Origin of the sequence: Desulfonatronum sp. SC1 (assembly GCF_003046795.1) — a bacterium.
GTDB lineage: Bacteria > Desulfobacterota > Desulfovibrionia > Desulfovibrionales > Desulfonatronaceae > Desulfonatronum.
Genome location: NZ_PZKN01000002.1, coordinates 70,320 through 86,187 on the forward strand (window position 1 = coordinate 70,320; position 15,868 = coordinate 86,187).

The following is a 15,868-nucleotide window of genomic DNA, read 5'->3' on the forward strand; positions in this document are numbered from 1 at the left end:
GATGTCATTCCAACCCAAGGAGGGAATGCACCTCATCTTGATTCGTCCTCCGTCATTTCACCCACAGTGCAACCAAAGGAGTATCCCATGAAACGATTGATCTGTCTGCTGTTGTGCTGCCTCATGGCCCCGCTTTTTTCCACCGGGTGCTACGTTTACACCAACAATCCACCGCCTCGGCCAGCGATTGTCATCAATCCGCCTGTTCAGACTCAACAACAACAAACCGTGGAAGAACCGGAACGCCAGAATCCGCCGCCCATGCCGCCACATGGCGCCGTGGGTCGGCCCGTGAACTAAAACGCGGAGGCCGTCATGTTCAGCCGTGCGCATCTTGCGTCTTTTTCGGTCCTTTTGTTGTGCGTCCTGGCCTTTCTTCCGTTCCAGGGAAAGGCTGACGAACCTTCGGAAGTCCTGGTCCGCGGCATCGGGTATCCGCCCGTGCGGGCCGAGTCCGGCTCTCAGGCTCTGTTCATGGCGCGGCGCGCCGCATTGCTGGACGCCTACCGCAATGCGCTGAACACTGAGAGCGAAGCCGCGCCGGAAAGCGACCGCTATTTTCAGAACGTGGCCGGTTTTCTGCGTGATGTCCGCATCGTGGACGAAGCCTATCTTGATGACGGGGCTGTGCTGATGACCGTTGCGGTGAAGAAAGTGCGCAGCCTCTCGTCGGGGTTTGCAACCGCCACCAAGCCTGGCTTGAATTCCGCGGCACCCAGGGTCGTCCCCGGGCCGTCATCCATCTCTCTGGACGAATGGATGAAGATCATTAGCCGTTTGGTGCGTTTTGACATCCCCCAAAATGTTGCCCCGACGACCGTGGAGGAACAATGATGGAAAGCAATGCAGCAAGGGGTGGACGGTTTGCCTTGATCGGCTGGCTGCTGCTGTGCACGGCGGCCTTCGTCGTTTCCGTCGAGACGTGTTGTCTGGCCCAGGTTGATCCGCAAAGCCGGCTGATGGCCCGGCGAGCCGCCAAGGCGGACGCCCTGCGCAACCTGCTGGAGCAGGTTTACGGGCTACGGGTGGACGCCACGACCACGGTCCGGGATTTCGTTCTCCAAAGCGACGTGATCCGGACTAGAGTCTCCGCCGTGATCCAGGGGGCCGAGGAGGTAGACTATTACGAGCATCCGGACGGCACGGCCGAGGTTACGGTTTCCCTCCTGCTCGGGCCGCTGGAGGATGTGCTCGGGCGCAGGGTGTTCCTTGACGGCCTTGTCGTCGAAGCCACCGGATATGGTGCCCCCCGCGGCGCGGCCGGATCCGGCGGCGGAGGGCAGCCGGTCGGCTCCTGGGGAGACGTCCTGCGGGCCGAGGGCTATGGATTACCCCCCAACGATCCCAACATGCACTCCACGGAGCGGCAATTGCTGGCCCGGCGCGCGGCCCAGGCCGATGCCATGCGCAACCTGGCCGAACGGGTCAACGGGGTGCAGGTGACCGGGGACACCATTGTCCAGGATTTCATGACCCGGAGCGACACCGTGCGAACCAGGGTGCGGGCCTTTGTCCAGAATGCCCGGATTGTTTCCGAGCAACCGATGGCTGATGGGGGCTATCAGGTGGAAGTGGAAATGGAGCTGGAACCGTTGCGGCAATTCTTCAACACCATGCGGCCTTGATTTGCCGCTTACAGGAGGCACGAATATGTCCAAGGTATTGCGACTTTCTTTTCTGCTGTGCATGGCCCTCGTCCTGGTGGGCTGTTATATCGTTCCCGCGCAACAACCCGATCCCACTCCGGCCCCACCACCGCCCCCCCGCTGGGAGCCCATCACGTTGCGGGCCAATGGCCAGGGCGCCCCGCCGGAGCGGGCCATCAACCCGGCCCAGGCCCGGATGATGACCGAGCGGGCCGCCAAGCTGGACGGCTACCGCAATCTTTTGGAGCAGGCTTACGGCGTGAACATTTCAGCCCAGTCCAATGTCCGCAATTTCGTCCTGCAGAACGACACGGTTCGCTCCCGAGTGGATGCTTATATTCGCGGCGCCCGGGTGGTTGATACCATTTATCACGACGATGGCGGGGTGGAAGTGCTCATGGAGATCACCCTGGGGGATGATTTCCGAAGAATGTTCCCGCGTTGATTTTGACCATCTTGTGTTGCTGACGTTCGGTTCCCGGTGACACGACCGGGAGCCGGACATGTTCCATTCCGGCGGAGTCGTGATTCCACCACATGATGTCCGACCCATGCCCCGCCTCTTCAAGGCAGCAATTTTTCATCCGACCACGTTCCTTGCTACTTGTCTCATTCTTAATGTATTTTCATTGATTCGATCACCCGTTTTTCGTCCATTATCCGTTTCTCCCTTTCTCTTCTCTCAACCATCGCGAGGTGTCCCGTGCGGCAATACCGGTTTTTGCTTCTGGTGGTCACGCTCCTGTTGCTTCTTCCGTTGCTCCCATGCGTCGGATTTGCCCAGGAGGAGTTTGTCGAGGCCGAGGGCGTGGCCGCCTTGATCGGCGGCAACACTGTCGTGGCCCGGGAAAAGGCTCTGGACGACGCCCTGCGGAAGGCCGTGGAACAGTCCGTGGGTACGCTGATCTCCTCGGACACCCTTACCGAGCAGTATCGGGTGGTCCACGACAAGGTTCTGGCCCAGACAGCGGGCTACATCCAAAGCTATTCCGTGGTCCGAGAATACCAGACCGGGGATATTTACCGGGTCGTGGTCCGGGCCCTGGTCGGTCGGGCCAACCTGATGAACGATCTGCAAGCCCTGGGGCTGCTGCAGGTTCTGGTGGAAAAGCCCAAAGTCGCCATCCTGATCGAGGAGAAAGTGGCCGGGGTCTTCGGGACACAGGGGTTTGAAGCCATGGGCCAGGCCGAATCCTTGCTGATGCAGAAGTTCCTCAATGCCGGCTTCACCGTCGTGGACCCCGTGAACATCAAGGAGAACATCGACAGGAACGTCATCCTGCGCAAGCTGGAGGCGGACGATCATGCCGCCAGCGTTGCCGGGTTGCAGGTCGGCGCCCAGATCGTCGTGTCCGGCAAGTCCTATTCCAAGAACGCCGGCGGGCAGCTCTGGGGCACACAGTTGCAGTCCTTGCAGGGTTCGGTCCAGATTCGGGCCGTGCGGGTGGACGACGCCCGGGTGATTTCCTCGCAAAGCGCCTTTGCCAACGCGGCGCACGTGGACGAGGTCCAAGGCGGGATGCAGGCCATCCGCAATGCCGCGGACCAGGCTGGCGACGCCATGATCCGGGACATCGCCTCCCTCTGGCAGACCGAAACCTATGGCCGCACAAGGCTGGTCACGGTCATGATCAGCAATCTCCACTCCTACCGCCATCTCGTGGCCATCAAGAATTTTTTCGAAAAGGAAATGCAGGGCGTCCGCGCCGTGCACCAGCGCAGCTACATCCACAATACCGCGGAACTGGCCCTGGACTACAGCGGCCGCTCCTCGAACATCGCGGACGAACTGGCTATCCGGGACTTCACCGATTTCGTACTGGAACCAACCAATGTCACCCCGACCAGGGTGGATTTTCGGGTGCATCCAATACAGTGACCTCAACGTAAACCCAGGTGTAACGTTGCTATGACTCGTTCTGGTGAAAGCCCAAGTCCAGTGCTTATCTCGTGCTTGGCCAAGGTCCGTCAAATTATCCAATCTGGTAATAAAATTATGCGACAATCTCTTCAATCTAGATGACGGCTAGCTGTGGAGCTATCTTCGCTTTGATAGGTATACTGGAGAATTATAATGAAAACAAAGAATCATATGTATGTTTTGCAATTTTTATTATGTATGCAATTATTCATATCTATATGGACTTTATTATTTTCATTGCCTTGTTATGCCCAGCAATTTGATCTGGACGCCGCATTGATCGATGCCGCAAACAAATCCATGACGCCTCAATCGACACCTTATCATGAAATGTTGATTTTGGACAACATCAAAAGGCTTGGAGAGCTTCGAAATAATAATAAAATTACTCATGAAAGTTACAGTAAAGCAAGATTTGTATATGAAGATCATAATTATACCGCTGCAAAGCGTGTTGCAGCTAGATTTGGATTGGATGTTACATATCAGAGATTGCGAGACGAAAGCGCTGCGGGATGGGAAGCGAAATCCGACATTGACCTGCAGGTTTCCAGAAAGCCTGGATCGCCCCCCATCACGGATCAGCAGATGCAGATCATTGAAGCGCAGTACCGTCAGGAATTGCGAAACATCAGCGACAAAAAAGCGCGAGAATCTGGAGTTAAACGGGAATATATACCGGAAAAAACCGGCATTACGGATATCATGATCGATCCTGACGCAACAACTGACGCGGAGTGGAACAAGTTTGTTCAGCGACAGCAAAGGGACGGGGCTCTCATTTACTCGCGCAGAACAGCGGCCCGGGTTGAACATCAGCTTCGTGGAAATAGACCGGTGGATCCCCAGGATGGTTGGCAGTACATTCAGGAAATGCTCGAAATGCGCGACAATGTGCGCCTTGGGACGGAAAAAGCGAAATATACACAGCGAATCAATGATGTCCTGAACAGGATGCAGCAGGACCACGGCCTTGATGTCAAAGGGATGACGCCCGGTCCGGACCCGAAAGTGGCGGCCCGTGATGCCTATCTGCGGACCCTGGCCGATATTGTCACAAAAAATCCAGCGATGAAACAGCGTATGGGGCACCTGATCGCGCTGCAACTTTACGATCTGCCGGAGGGGCAGCGCAACGCGGCCTTGAAGAAGTTGAATCTTGGCGAAATCAGCAAGGATGTTGAAAAAACCATAAACGACTTCAATTTATTGAGTAGGGGGGTCGACAAGTCGCAGATCAACAGGCTGCGGTCGTTCCTGCAACAGACGAGTACCGGGCAATACCTCCTGGCGCAGTGGGACTCCGACCTGAACGCCCTGGACGGTTATGACCGCAGGCTGATGGAGTTTTTCCAGAAAGGGGGCGTGTTCGATAGTGTTCCCGACGTGACCTACAAGAGTCTGCAGACCATGGCGATGCTGGTAGATATGTTGAACAAGCTGCAACGTGCGCAGAGCGACGCCGACATGGCCATTGAGGTGGGCAAGACGGTGGCGCAATACACCACGGCGGGCATGATCGTTGGGTATGCGCAGCTTGGTTTGCAGGGCGACCTGGAATCGATTGCCTGGGCTCTTGCCCTGTATATCTGTCCCAAGCTTGCAATCCCCTCGCTGGTCAAGTCCATCGGCGTCTCGGTGGGCGACATGGCGGCGTCAACGGTCTTTGAAGCCCAGTTTCAACATTTGTACGAGCATGCAAAGTTTAATGAACAGGGGCGATTGATCCAAGTCCTGGATTATGGAGGCGCAAATCCCGCATGCGCTTTCGTGAATGATATCCGGGAACCAGGGGCGTTTCGTCTCTTGACGGACAAGTTGACTTTTGCCGGGGCGAACGCGTTGCTCAGCGCCATTGAAGGGACGATATACGGAGGGACGCCGCTGGTCATGACGGACAACGCCTCCCTGCAAGGCGCCTGCGCGGAGGTCAAACGCATCAATGCACTCATTGAAGACGTGCACAAGGTGGAAAGCGCCACGCCTCAAATCACACGGGATGCCGGACCAGGGGAGGATGTGTCCTACCTGTCACGCGGCGGGCAACAGGCCGTCAAGGAATTGCTCAGGTTGCGATCCGATGCTCAGAAGAGGATTCTTTCGATCCTGTGTGAATCCATCAAGGCCGATCTGGAATCCAGGCACGCGGCTGAACAGGCGTTGGGAGCAGGTGGACAGGAAGAGATTGATGAATTGTATGCCAAAATCCAGGAGCTTTTCCGACAACTTGACATGTATGACGAAGGCATCGGGCAATTACGAAAAGACGCTGGAATGGACGCCAAGGTGGTCGACTGGCTGCGAAGCACGTCCCGCAAGGAGCGGAACATCAAGATCATGCAGACGCTTCAGCGGTATCATGACGCCTATTCCCAGGTGCTTCGCCTGCGTACGGCCGCGGAAACGCTGCTAGGTCAGTATGCCGGAGATGCGCCACCCTCATTACGGATTTTGACAGGCTTTATTCCGCTCACCGCGGACCCTGATTACGACCCTTCGCTGGCCGCGAAGATTTTGCAGGAACTGACGGAAGCATTGCAGCACGATCTGGACACGCTATTGTCCATCAAGAAGGAAGCGCTGTGCGACGGCAGCATCCTTTTGGATTCGGACTTTGATCGGAGTACGTCCAGAAAAGTCTATCTGGAATCCCTGGGCCTGCTGCAGACACGGCAGATTCAGGACAGCGCCATCCATGTTACTCAACGGGAAAGCTGGTATTGGTCGCCATTGTATAAAGCCGGCCTGGAAAAACAAAAATTTCATGCTTATGGAGCCGCTGATGCGCGGAGAGAGGCCAGGAAGGCCGCTCTTGAGGAATTCACGGCTCATTATGCCGCAAAAGGCCCTTCCATGGATATTGTGCCCCCAGCCGAGGTGGCTGCCGGACGGGGGGAAGCGAACCGGCCATATTTGTTCACCCTGGCCCTGGAACACGTTCCGGATCACGCCGAATTTACATGGTTTGAAGATGCAAAGCCCTTGGGAAGCGGCCCTGTTCTGGAGCACGCCTTCGGCACCGAGGGAACCCGCGTCATGCGCGCGCGAGCTTCCTGGAAAAAGAGACCCGGGAACTGGTGCGACGGCGATCTCACTTCCGAGTTCGGCGTGGATATCCCCTCCAGTCCCGGTGCTTCCTCTGAACTGAACATCATCCTTCCTGCTCCCCTGGGTTCCGGGCCAGGACGGGCCGGGGAGCCGTACACATTTGGCGTTGCAACCGTGAACATTCCGCAGGACGCGGAGTATGTATGGCGCGTTGACATGGAGCAGGCGGGTGAGGGCCAGAGCTTGCGAAAGCAGTTCGATCGGCCTGGACGGTATATGCTTGCCGTGCATGCCCAGTGGCGGGTGAAAGGCACCGCGGGCGTGATGGATCAGGCCTCTGGCCGGGCCATGTTCAGCATTGAGGAAGCAGGGGAGCCGGACACACCTGACGGGCCTCCTTCGCAAGCCGACCCAGATGCCCCAGACGAACACGATCCGACAGGCGATCCTGGACAACAGCCCGCGGCCCCTGCCCAGCCCGACGACTATCGCCGACCATGGGGAGACCAGGATGATCCGGGCCGGGATCAACCACGGACTCCAGGGGGGCCGCCCGCTGATCCCGGGACGACTGCTCCCGGCGAAGTCCCTGGTCCTGTATCGCCCCAACCCGGAACCACCGGGCCACCCGTTGACGTCCCTACCGTGCCCGATGGTCCTGGTGGCCCCGGGGCATCTGGATTCCCTCCGGGCGATACGCCAGAATCGCCGCCTCCCGGACAGGAAAAGGATCCCGAACCTCCCCAGCCCCCCGTCTGTACCTATGAATACAGCGTTTGGGGGCCGTGTGACCGGGACACGAAGAAACAGACGCGTACGGTTATTGGAACTTCCCCGACCGGTTGCGTCGAGAGCGGGCAGCCATCTCTGGAGCAGGGTTGTACTCCGCCTCCGACGGAGGAAGAGATGTTCGGCCGTTTTATGTATTGTCTTTGTTTTCATTCACCTCACGGTTGGGCGGGGCATATTGGAGTTGGATATTCTCCAAGCGGATATGATGAATGTCATAACAGCGGACCGTGCATTGGTGGACTTGGCGCTTGGGGTAATTGCAGGCGACACTTTATTTCCACCACGGAGGAGCAAAAAAAATCATGCTATGAAGGAGCCTACGGGAAGGATTCCTGGGATCCCGAAAAAGCAAATGCCCTGATCAAGGCCGAGAACGACAAGGCCAAGCTGCCCTTGGAACTGAAGTTGAGTATCGAGGAGTGCCCGGTCACGGTCCAGTTGGGCGAAATCGTCACGTTCACGGCCACGCCCAATGGCGGCATCCCGCCGTACACCTATTCCTGGTCCGGCAACGGCCAGGCCGAGGAGAAGAAATTTACCTTTGCCAACTCCCGCGAGCCGGGAACCCACCCGGTTTCCGTGACGGTCAGCGACAGCGACGGCAGCTCGGCCACTGTGGAGTGTCCGATCATCGTGGACGCCGTGACCGTGACCATTGAGAAGACCTCGCCGCCGGAGAACGAGCTGCCCGTGGGGGCCAAGGCCTCATTCCGGGCCACGGTGACCTCCGCGGGCAAACCGGTGGGCGGCGAGTTGCTTTATCGCTGGGAGCCGCACCCGGAAGTCCGGTTCGGCGATGAGGCCAATCCCCAGCATGAGACGACATCACCGACGACCACGGCGACGTATCTCCGCCCCGGCAACGTGGGGATGTGGGTCAACGTCCTGCAAAAAGAAGGCGAAACCTATCGGACCATTGGCGAATCGGATCAACTCCCCATGTCCATCATCGGGCCGACCCTGACCCTTGCGGCGGACAAGAGTCAGCCCAAGGTCGGGGAAACGGTCGTGGTCACGGTCAAGGAAGAACCGGCCATGACTGATGATGCCATCGGCTTCGTCTGGGAGGTGCGGGGCGATGTACTCAGCGCCGGGGCCGCCCCCAACGTGCCCAACCACCGGGCGCACTCCTTCGTGTTCAAGGACGCCCAGCCGGTCACCGTGACGGTGCGGGCCAGGACAAAATTCCATGGGGATGATTTGGGCGAGGCGAGCATTGAGCTTTCGGCCCAGGGTTACGAGGTGACCATCAGCGGTCCGGAATATCGCGGCCCCAAGCCGCGAATCTGGAAATGCGACGGGCAACTGGGCACGGCCAAGGATTGCCGGATCGTCGAAGTGGATCAGGAACTGGCCGTTTTCCGGGATCTGGGGCTGGCGGCCAAGGTCACGCCGGAGCCGGAAAAAGGGCCGGTCAAATACAGATGGTCCATTGACCCCTCGGGCATTTGCGGCATTCCCGGTTCGGGCAGGGAATTGACCATCAATTGCAGCCAGACCGGAACCTATCTGGTGCGCCTGGAAGCCCGGGACAGCCAGGACGTGATTCTGGGCCAGGCTGAAAAGAGCGTGGCCATCACCATTTCCCAGGAGGATTTGGACAATGCCGAGCGGCTGAAGGTCTCCCTGGAGGCCGGAGATCCGGTTCGGGTCGGCGAGTCGGTGACCATCCAGGCCGAGGTGGCCGGAGGCAAGGCCCCGCTGACCTTTACCTGGAGCGGGGGCGTGGACGGCTCGGATACGTTGGTCACGTTCACGCCTACGGAGCCAGGGGTGCAGACAATAACCGTGCAGGCGGCGGACGCGGACGGCAAGCGCGGCGAGGCGGAGATCAAGTTGGATGCGCAACCGGCAGCGCTGGCCGTGGAACTGGCCTGCGATCCGTCGACCCTGAAGGTTGGCGAGATGGCGACCTTGACCGCCACTGTCTCTGGGGGCATGCCAGAATACAATTATGCCTGGATCGGAGCGTCCGGCAGTGGGGAGAGCTTCAAGTGGACCCCGGAGGAGCCGGGGGAGCAGGAAGTATCCGTACAGGTCACGGACAAAAAAGGAGAGACGATTTCCGCCAGCCTGAAGGTGGAGGTTTTGCCGCTGCCGCTCCAGGCCGAACTGTCCGTGGACAAAGCCGAGGTGAAGCTGGGGGATGCGGTTTCCGTGCAGGCCAAGGTCAGTGGGGGCAAGCCGGAATACAGCTATGCCTGGACTGGCGTGACCGGGCAGGGTGCCGCCGCGACCTGGAATGCCGGAGCATCGGGGCGGCATATGGTCAGCGTTCAGGTCACGGACAAGGATGGCCAGACCGCTGGAGCCGAGGTGGAGCTGACCGTCACGGCCCCACCGCTGAAGGTCACGCTGGCCGTGGACCAAAAGGATGTCCGCGTGGGCGAGTCGGTCCAGTTCACGGCCACGGTCACGGGCGGAGAGCCGGACTTCGGCTTTGCCTGGGGCGGAGGGCCGCAAGGGCAGGGGAGTGCCGCCTCCTGGGCTCCGGAAGAGCCAGGGGATCATGACGTGACCGTGGAGGTCAGGGACAAGGGCGGACAGACGGCATCCGCTGCCGCGAGCATCACGGTCAAGCCGCCCAAGCTGGAAGTGATTCTGACCGCTGACAAAGAGGAGATTGCCAAGGGCGATTGGATCACCCTGACCGCGGAGGTGACCGGGGGGCAACCGGAATACACGGCCACCTGGGGCAAGGATATCTCCGGGAATGGCCTGGAAGGGACGTGGTACGCCCACTCCGCCGGGAAACAGACCCTGAGCGTGACCGTGCGGGACAAGAGCAGGCAGACGGAAAAGGCCAGTATCACGTTCAAGGTAAAGGATGCGGATCCGGTGATCGTGGATGATCCCGGCCCCTTGAGCGTGGAACTGACCGCTGATCAGAACCGGATCGGGGTCGGTCAGACCGCGACCCTGCGGGCCGCGACCAGCGGCGGGACGGGGCCGTACACCTATTCCTGGAGTCAGGCGGTTCGGGACAACGGTGATACCGGCCTGTTTACACCTACGGAAACCGGTTACTACCAACTATTCGTGGAAGTGCGCGACGCCGGGCAGGCCAGGCAGACCGCCAGGATCGACATCCACGTGGAGCAGGGCGCGGCTGACGCCCCGGACCCTGCAGCCCCCGTTGTCGGCGGTCCGCTGTCGGTGCGGCTTGTCCCGGAGAGAACCACCATGGCCCAGGCCGAGTCCATGACCATCCAGGCCCAAGCCAGCGGCGGACGCGCGCCCTACGCTTATTCCTGGAGTCGGACGGTGCATGGGGCCGGGGAGACGGTTGTTTTCACACCAACTAACACGGGCTTCTATCAGATATTCGTGGAAGTGCGCGATGCCGACCATCAAAAAGTAACGGCCCAGGTGGATGTTCAGGTGCAACAGTCCCAGCAGGGTCAGGCCCAGAGTCTGGCCCAGTCGCCCCCCCAAACACATGTGGCCACGGCCCCAAGCAGTACGACTCCTCCCGCGGCCGAACAGTCAGGCAATCAGCCTGCCCAACCAGCACAATCGCCCCCGACCACCGGAATGCCGTATTCCATTGCCGGGGACACACGGGTGCGCACGACACCGAACAATATCGACTACGAGGACGTCGGGAAGATGATTTCCGGCTTGAATCAAGGTCTGGGTACCAGGTCCCAGGAAATCGAGGCCGCGACTTCCACAAACTCCACGGCTGCCGCCATCCCGGAATCCTACGGCAAGGTCGGTTTTGGCGCGAAACCCAAGGACAAGGATGATAAAAAAAAGGATAAGAAACACGGAAAACCGGATCATGGATCACACCAGCAAGGCGGTCCTCATGGGACCAGTCCTGGAACAAGTACTGGAGCAAGTCCGGGAGGGCTCCAGGACGTGGTGGTCAACTCCCGCACGATCACTTTGAGTATCTGGGACCACGGCAAGGAGGACAACGACATCGTGACCATCAAGGTCAACGGAACTCCCATTCCCGGGGGCTCCAACGTGGTTCTGACCAAGCAGCCCAAGACGTTTCAACTGCAACTGAATACCGGTAGGAACGAGATTTCCATCTACGCGGTAAATGAGGGAACGCAGCCGCCGAACACGGCGTCGTTTCGACTATCCAACGTGACCCAGGGCGAGCAGGAACAAAAGTACCGGATCAATCAGAATGAAAGCGCCGCGTTCGGGGCGACGGTCGTGATTCAGTAACAAAAAAAACGGTGAGGAAAACATGATTAGAACCATTTTCCACCTTGGCCTGCTGGCCTGTCTGTTCGCCGGTTTTTTTCTGGGCACACCAACCCCGGCTCAGGCCCGCAAGGGCGACGTCCATTTCGTGGAGACGGACGTGGATTTGAACGCCGATGGGTCGGCGGTGGTGGCGTATATCGTGCAGTGGCGGGTGGTGGGGGATCGGTTGCGGGGGTTTGTGTTTTCCGGGAATGACCGGTTGGCGGTGGGGCGGTTCAGCGACCGGTCCCATGCGGTGGACGACGCCGGGAACCGGTATGGGTTGGAGATCAACCGCTTGCAGCGCGATGCGTACGAAATCCTTCTGGAGCGCGGGCAGGGGGTGCGTTCCGGACATGTGACCTATCGATTCTGGTTTCCTACCAATTTCGCCCAGGCCGGGTACGTGGAACCGACCACGGCGGCGGATGGGCGGGAGCTGGTGGTCTTTAATTGGTCTCCGGTGCAGTGGGACGAGGCGGAGCGTCAGCGTCATTATACCTTGCGGGTGCATACGCCCCACGAGCTCGCGGCGCACGTCCTGGATGTCAGGGCGTATGTCCTGGAAAACGACCTTGTGCTGACCGAGCCCTGGGTCAATGACCTCTACCGGATCGACTACCAGCGCGGCGAGCACGGGAGGCTGGTGCTGCTTTTTCACCGGGATTCCCCGGGCAATCGCTACCATATGCGGGTCCAGGTTTATCTTCCGGCGGCGTGGTTCGACCTGGGCGCCCTGGGCGTCGCGCCCTCGGGGATGGTCGGGCAGGCGGTGGATTCCCTTCGCGACCTTACCGGTCTGGGACGACCAGAGCGGGGGACCGACTCGTTGTTTTCCGGCGCCAATGCGCTTTTTATTCCCGGCGCGGCGGTTCTTCTAGCCCTGTTCTACCTGTTGATGGTCGGCAAGCAGCGGTCCATGGTCAAGGCCCATCGCGGGCTGGACTCCATTCGCTGGGACGCCCTGGACTGGACCCCGCCCAAGCTGGTGCTGTCCAATTTTCGGGTCAAGGGCAAGGTCTGCAAAGACTTGAGTTCCTTGGAGGCGGCTTTCTACCTGGAGATTCCCTTTCGCCAGATTCTCAGCGCCATGTTTAATTCCCTGGTCCGGGAAGGATATCTGGAGGTGCTGGAGGAGCAACCAACGCTCCGGGCCAGGGTTTTGCGTCCTCCGGAAGCGCAACTGGACGTCTACGAACGGATGTTCATCCATGCCTTTGCCAATGACGGCCAGCTTTCCCAGAAGGAACTGGAGGATATCATGAACATGGCCGTGCGGGCCGTGCAGCAGAAGGCCTGGGACTGCGACGTGGAAGCCACCCAGGCTTTTTGGCGGGAGCGCATCGCCGGGTACGAACCGGAAGAGCGCGACGCGGCCGGCCGGCGCAATCGTTGGCGGAATACGGAGTACAATCGCTGGTACTACTGGTATCACAACGAGCATCCATTGTTCCGAAGCCGCTACGCCTGTGAGGACAATCCCTGGCGGCACGAGGGGGCCATTCCCGTGGACAGCGATCATCTTCAACGCAGCTTCATCAACACGTCCGCGGCCTTTGACATGAACGTCTGTCACGACGCTTGCCACTCGGCGTGTCATTCGGCCTGTCATTCCGCTTGCCATTCAGCGTGTCATTCGGCGTGTCACTCGGCCTGCGTCAGCGGCGGTTCCCGATGAATCGGTTTTCCCGGCTGTCCACATGGCTTGTAGGCTGGGGGGGCAGGTCCGCCTGCCCGACGACATCGGTCGCCGTGCCTCCGGGTCTGGCCTGGGTGGACGAGTTCATCGCTAATGTCCGGCCGTATGTCGTAGTCCGGCTGGAGGACAATCTGCTGATCCGGATGCCCAACCAAGCCCACAAGCTGAACCCTGAAGGGGCCAGGATTCTGGATTACCTGCTCGGCGGCGGCCAAGTGGCGGAGATCGTCGCCCGGATCAGCGCGGGAAACGGGAACAACGGCGCGGATTCAGGCCAGGGCCTCTCCCGGCCTCTGAGCGACGTGGCCCTGTTTCTGGACGCGGTCCGGCGCTGCCTTTCCGGGGATCTGCGGGAGGACACCGTGACCTGCGCCGTGGAGGTCCGGCCCCTGGAGGTCCGGTTCAGCGACTTGCCGGTCCTGTCCGAAGTGGCGGTGACCGGCCGGTGCAATCTGCGTTGCGTATTCTGCTACGCGGGATGCGCCGGAACGTGCTCCCGGTCGCCCGATAGCGCCGGTGATGCAGATGATGCCGATAGCCCGGTCATGAGCACCGCCCAGGTGAAGACGGTTCTGGAACGGATTCGAAACCAGGCCCGGGTTCCGTCGGTCAGCTTTACCGGCGGGGAGCCCACGCTGCGGGCGGACTTGCCGGAACTGGTGGCTTTCGCCTCCCAGGATCTGGGCATGCGGGTCAATCTGATCACCAACGGCACCCTGGTGTCCGAGCAATCGGCAAGAAGTTTGGCCGACGCCGGGTTGGCCTCGGCCCAGGTCAGCATCGAAGGCCCGGATGCGGCTGTCCACGACCGCGTGACCCAGGTTGAGGGATCGTTTGAGAAATCCTGCCGGGCCGTGGCCCATTTTCAGGATGTCGGCGTCACCGTGCACTGCAACACCACCATCAATCGCCGCAACCTGGACGTAGTGGCCGAAATGCCCAGCTTTGCCCGCATGAAGCTGGGCCTTGCGCGGTTGAGCATGAACATGGTCATTCCGGCGGGGAGCGCGAGCCAGGAGGGGGACGAACCGGATTCGCCCCTGATCCGGTACACGGACATGGCCCCGGTGATTCTGGCCGTGCAACGGGCCGCGGCCCAGGCGGACGTGGAATTCATGTGGTACTCGCCCACGCCCTTGTGTCTGTTCAATCCCATCACCGCGGACCTGGGCAATAAAGGGTGCAGCGCCTGCGACGGTCTGCTTTCCGTGGATTTTCGAGGTCGCATCCTGCCCTGTTCCTCCTGCGACGACCCCATGGGCGACCTGCTCCGGGAGGACTTCCGGACCATCTGGAACCGTCCGGCGTCAACGGTCTACCGTGACAAGGACCTTGCCCACGCTTCATGCCGGGAATGCGACCATTTCGCTTTTTGTCATGGCGGCTGTCCGCTGTACTGGCGGCACTTCGGCTTCGGAGAACTGGAAGCGGTCAAGGGGTTCCCGGCCCATCCGGCTCCAGACATCCCGATTTCGCCGTCTTCGCCATTGTTGTCATCCAGGAAGGGAGAGCTATGAACACCACCACTACCACTCCAGGCCCGGTGGCCGATCATCCCGGCTCGGGCTCGCCGCTTTCGTTGTCCCTGGAGGAGCGCGGCATCGTCGTGTTCCATTTCTGGCCGTTCATGGCCTACGGCAAACGGCTGGCTATATCCCTGGCCCTGGTTGCCGCGGGTTTACTCCTTCAGTTCCTGACCGGCTCCTTCGTGGCCGGGGCCTTGCTCCTGTTGGTGGGCTCCGTGCTGCTCTGCGTCCAGGGATACCACAACCGGGTGGAAAGCGGCCGGTTCACCCCTGGAGCGGACTGGGAGAACGTGGATATCCAGCGCCTGCATGATCTTCAGGAGCTGGACCGGAAAATGCTGCGCTGGAACCGTTCGGCCATGGATGTGACCAATACCCTGGGGCTGGTCACCCTGGTCGTCCTCGCGGCCCCGACCGTCTACGCGGTTATTCATTATCTGGAATACGGGTTCGCCCCGTATCCTCCGGAAGTCCGTATCCTGCTGTTCAATGCCCTGATCCTGTTGGGGCCGCATTGGATCACCGGTACTCGCCGCATCCTGCGGCTGCCCAAGATGATGGTCAAGGTCGAGGCCCTGGAAGCCATTCTGGCAAGTGCCAGAATGGAAATCGACGAGGACCAGGTTACGGTGATGATGCTGTTGCGGGGCGAGGCGAAGATTCCGGAGGACGTCAAGCTGCGAGTCCGCATCCCGGATGCCCCCGAACAATTTCTGGGCATGTACGTCCAGGTGGTGACCAACGACGTCAAGGGGACGAGCTATCCCTACGCCTACGTGGTTCTGGTGGCCAAAGAGGGCTACGGGCTGGAAGCGGCCACCCGGGACCTCGCTCCCCCCAATGGCGTGATCAAGGAATACAAAGTGGAAAACGACGTGGAAGTCCTCGTGATCCGGCAGCACACCACCAAAACCAGCGGGTATCACACCAAGCCCGCCGTCGCGGCGACGATTTTCAGCGCCGGAATGGCCATGGCCAGGGCGGCGGTGCGTTTGGGGCGCGCTTGACGTTTCCAAGCGGTGAGTTATTT

General features: G+C 60.0%; 10 protein-coding genes. 9 read left to right on the top strand and 1 reads right to left on the bottom strand.

Features of this window, described 5'->3' with window-relative positions; all coding sequences use genetic code 11:
• Positions 1-87: 87 nt before the first annotated feature.
• The 5 genes from C6366_RS01685 (at position 88) to C6366_RS01705 (ending at position 3,525) form a co-directional block, all read left to right on the top strand.
• The gene (locus tag C6366_RS01685; RefSeq protein WP_107735618.1) at positions 88-300 is read left to right on the top strand and encodes a hypothetical protein; all 213 of its coding nucleotides are present in this window, start codon (positions 88-90) and stop codon (positions 298-300) included.
• A gap of 15 nt (positions 301-315) precedes the next feature.
• The gene (locus C6366_RS01690; RefSeq protein ID WP_107735619.1) at positions 316-834 is read left to right on the top strand and encodes a hypothetical protein; all 519 of its coding nucleotides are present in this window, start codon (positions 316-318) and stop codon (positions 832-834) included.
• Positions 831-1,625 carry an LPP20 family lipoprotein gene (locus C6366_RS01695; RefSeq protein WP_107735620.1) on the top strand — a complete coding sequence of 265 codons (795 nt, stop codon included), beginning with the start codon at positions 831-833 and terminating at the stop codon, positions 1,623-1,625. The genes C6366_RS01690 and C6366_RS01695 overlap by 4 nt, the downstream gene beginning before the upstream one ends.
• A 25-nt stretch (positions 1,626-1,650) precedes the next feature.
• Positions 1,651-2,091 (top strand): LPP20 family lipoprotein, encoded by a 441-nt coding sequence (locus C6366_RS01700; protein WP_158269596.1) that lies wholly within the window; start codon positions 1,651-1,653, stop codon positions 2,089-2,091.
• Between the two features lie 258 nt (positions 2,092-2,349).
• Positions 2,350-3,525, top strand: a complete 1,176-nt coding sequence (locus C6366_RS01705) for a flagellar assembly protein T N-terminal domain-containing protein (protein ID WP_158269597.1) — start codon at positions 2,350-2,352, stop codon at positions 3,523-3,525.
• Between the two features lie 276 nt (positions 3,526-3,801).
• Here the strand turns inward: C6366_RS01705 and C6366_RS19160 are convergent, their stop codons facing one another.
• The gene (locus C6366_RS19160; protein ID WP_146164740.1) at positions 3,802-4,659 is read right to left on the bottom strand and encodes a hypothetical protein; all 858 of its coding nucleotides are present in this window, start codon (positions 4,657-4,659) and stop codon (positions 3,802-3,804) included.
• On the opposite strand from C6366_RS19160, the gene C6366_RS01710 reads away from it, so the two are divergent.
• Genes C6366_RS01710 through C6366_RS01725 form a run of 4 tightly spaced genes read left to right on the top strand, consistent with a single transcriptional unit; the run spans position 4,651 to position 15,845 of the window.
• Positions 4,651-11,592 (top strand): PKD domain-containing protein, encoded by a 6,942-nt coding sequence (locus C6366_RS01710; RefSeq protein WP_146164741.1) that lies wholly within the window; start codon positions 4,651-4,653, stop codon positions 11,590-11,592. The two genes, C6366_RS19160 and C6366_RS01710, sit on opposite strands and share 9 nt — an antisense overlap.
• 22 nt (positions 11,593-11,614) lie before the next feature.
• On the top strand, positions 11,615-13,291 hold the full coding sequence (locus C6366_RS01715) for a hypothetical protein (protein ID WP_107735624.1): 1,677 nt from the start codon (positions 11,615-11,617) through the stop codon (positions 13,289-13,291).
• Positions 13,288-14,829 (top strand): radical SAM protein, encoded by a 1,542-nt coding sequence (locus tag C6366_RS01720; RefSeq protein ID WP_107735625.1) that lies wholly within the window; start codon positions 13,288-13,290, stop codon positions 14,827-14,829. Before C6366_RS01715 ends, C6366_RS01720 begins: the two co-directional genes overlap by 4 nt.
• Positions 14,826-15,845: a hypothetical protein gene (locus C6366_RS01725; protein ID WP_107735626.1), complete on the top strand. Its 1,020-nt coding sequence runs from the start codon at positions 14,826-14,828 to the stop codon at positions 15,843-15,845. The genes C6366_RS01720 and C6366_RS01725 overlap by 4 nt, the downstream gene beginning before the upstream one ends.
• Positions 15,846-15,868 lie beyond the last annotated feature (23 nt).

Bases quoted from the DNA above. Each gene is read 5' to 3' on its own strand.
- C6366_RS01685 (WP_107735618.1), top strand. From the start codon at position 88: ATGAAACGATTGATCTGTCTGCTGTTGTGCTGCCTCATGGCCCCGCTT.
- C6366_RS01690 (WP_107735619.1), top strand. From the start codon at position 316: ATGTTCAGCCGTGCGCATCTTGCGTCTTTTTCGGTCCTTTTGTTGTGC.
- C6366_RS01695 (WP_107735620.1), top strand. From the start codon at position 831: ATGATGGAAAGCAATGCAGCAAGGGGTGGACGGTTTGCCTTGATCGGC.
- C6366_RS01700 (WP_158269596.1), top strand. From the start codon at position 1,651: ATGTCCAAGGTATTGCGACTTTCTTTTCTGCTGTGCATGGCCCTCGTC.
- C6366_RS01710 (WP_146164741.1), top strand. From the start codon at position 4,651: ATGGGGCACCTGATCGCGCTGCAACTTTACGATCTGCCGGAGGGGCAG.
- C6366_RS01715 (WP_107735624.1), top strand. From the start codon at position 11,615: ATGATTAGAACCATTTTCCACCTTGGCCTGCTGGCCTGTCTGTTCGCC.
- C6366_RS01720 (WP_107735625.1), top strand. From the start codon at position 13,288: ATGAATCGGTTTTCCCGGCTGTCCACATGGCTTGTAGGCTGGGGGGGC.
- C6366_RS01725 (WP_107735626.1), top strand. From the start codon at position 14,826: ATGAACACCACCACTACCACTCCAGGCCCGGTGGCCGATCATCCCGGC.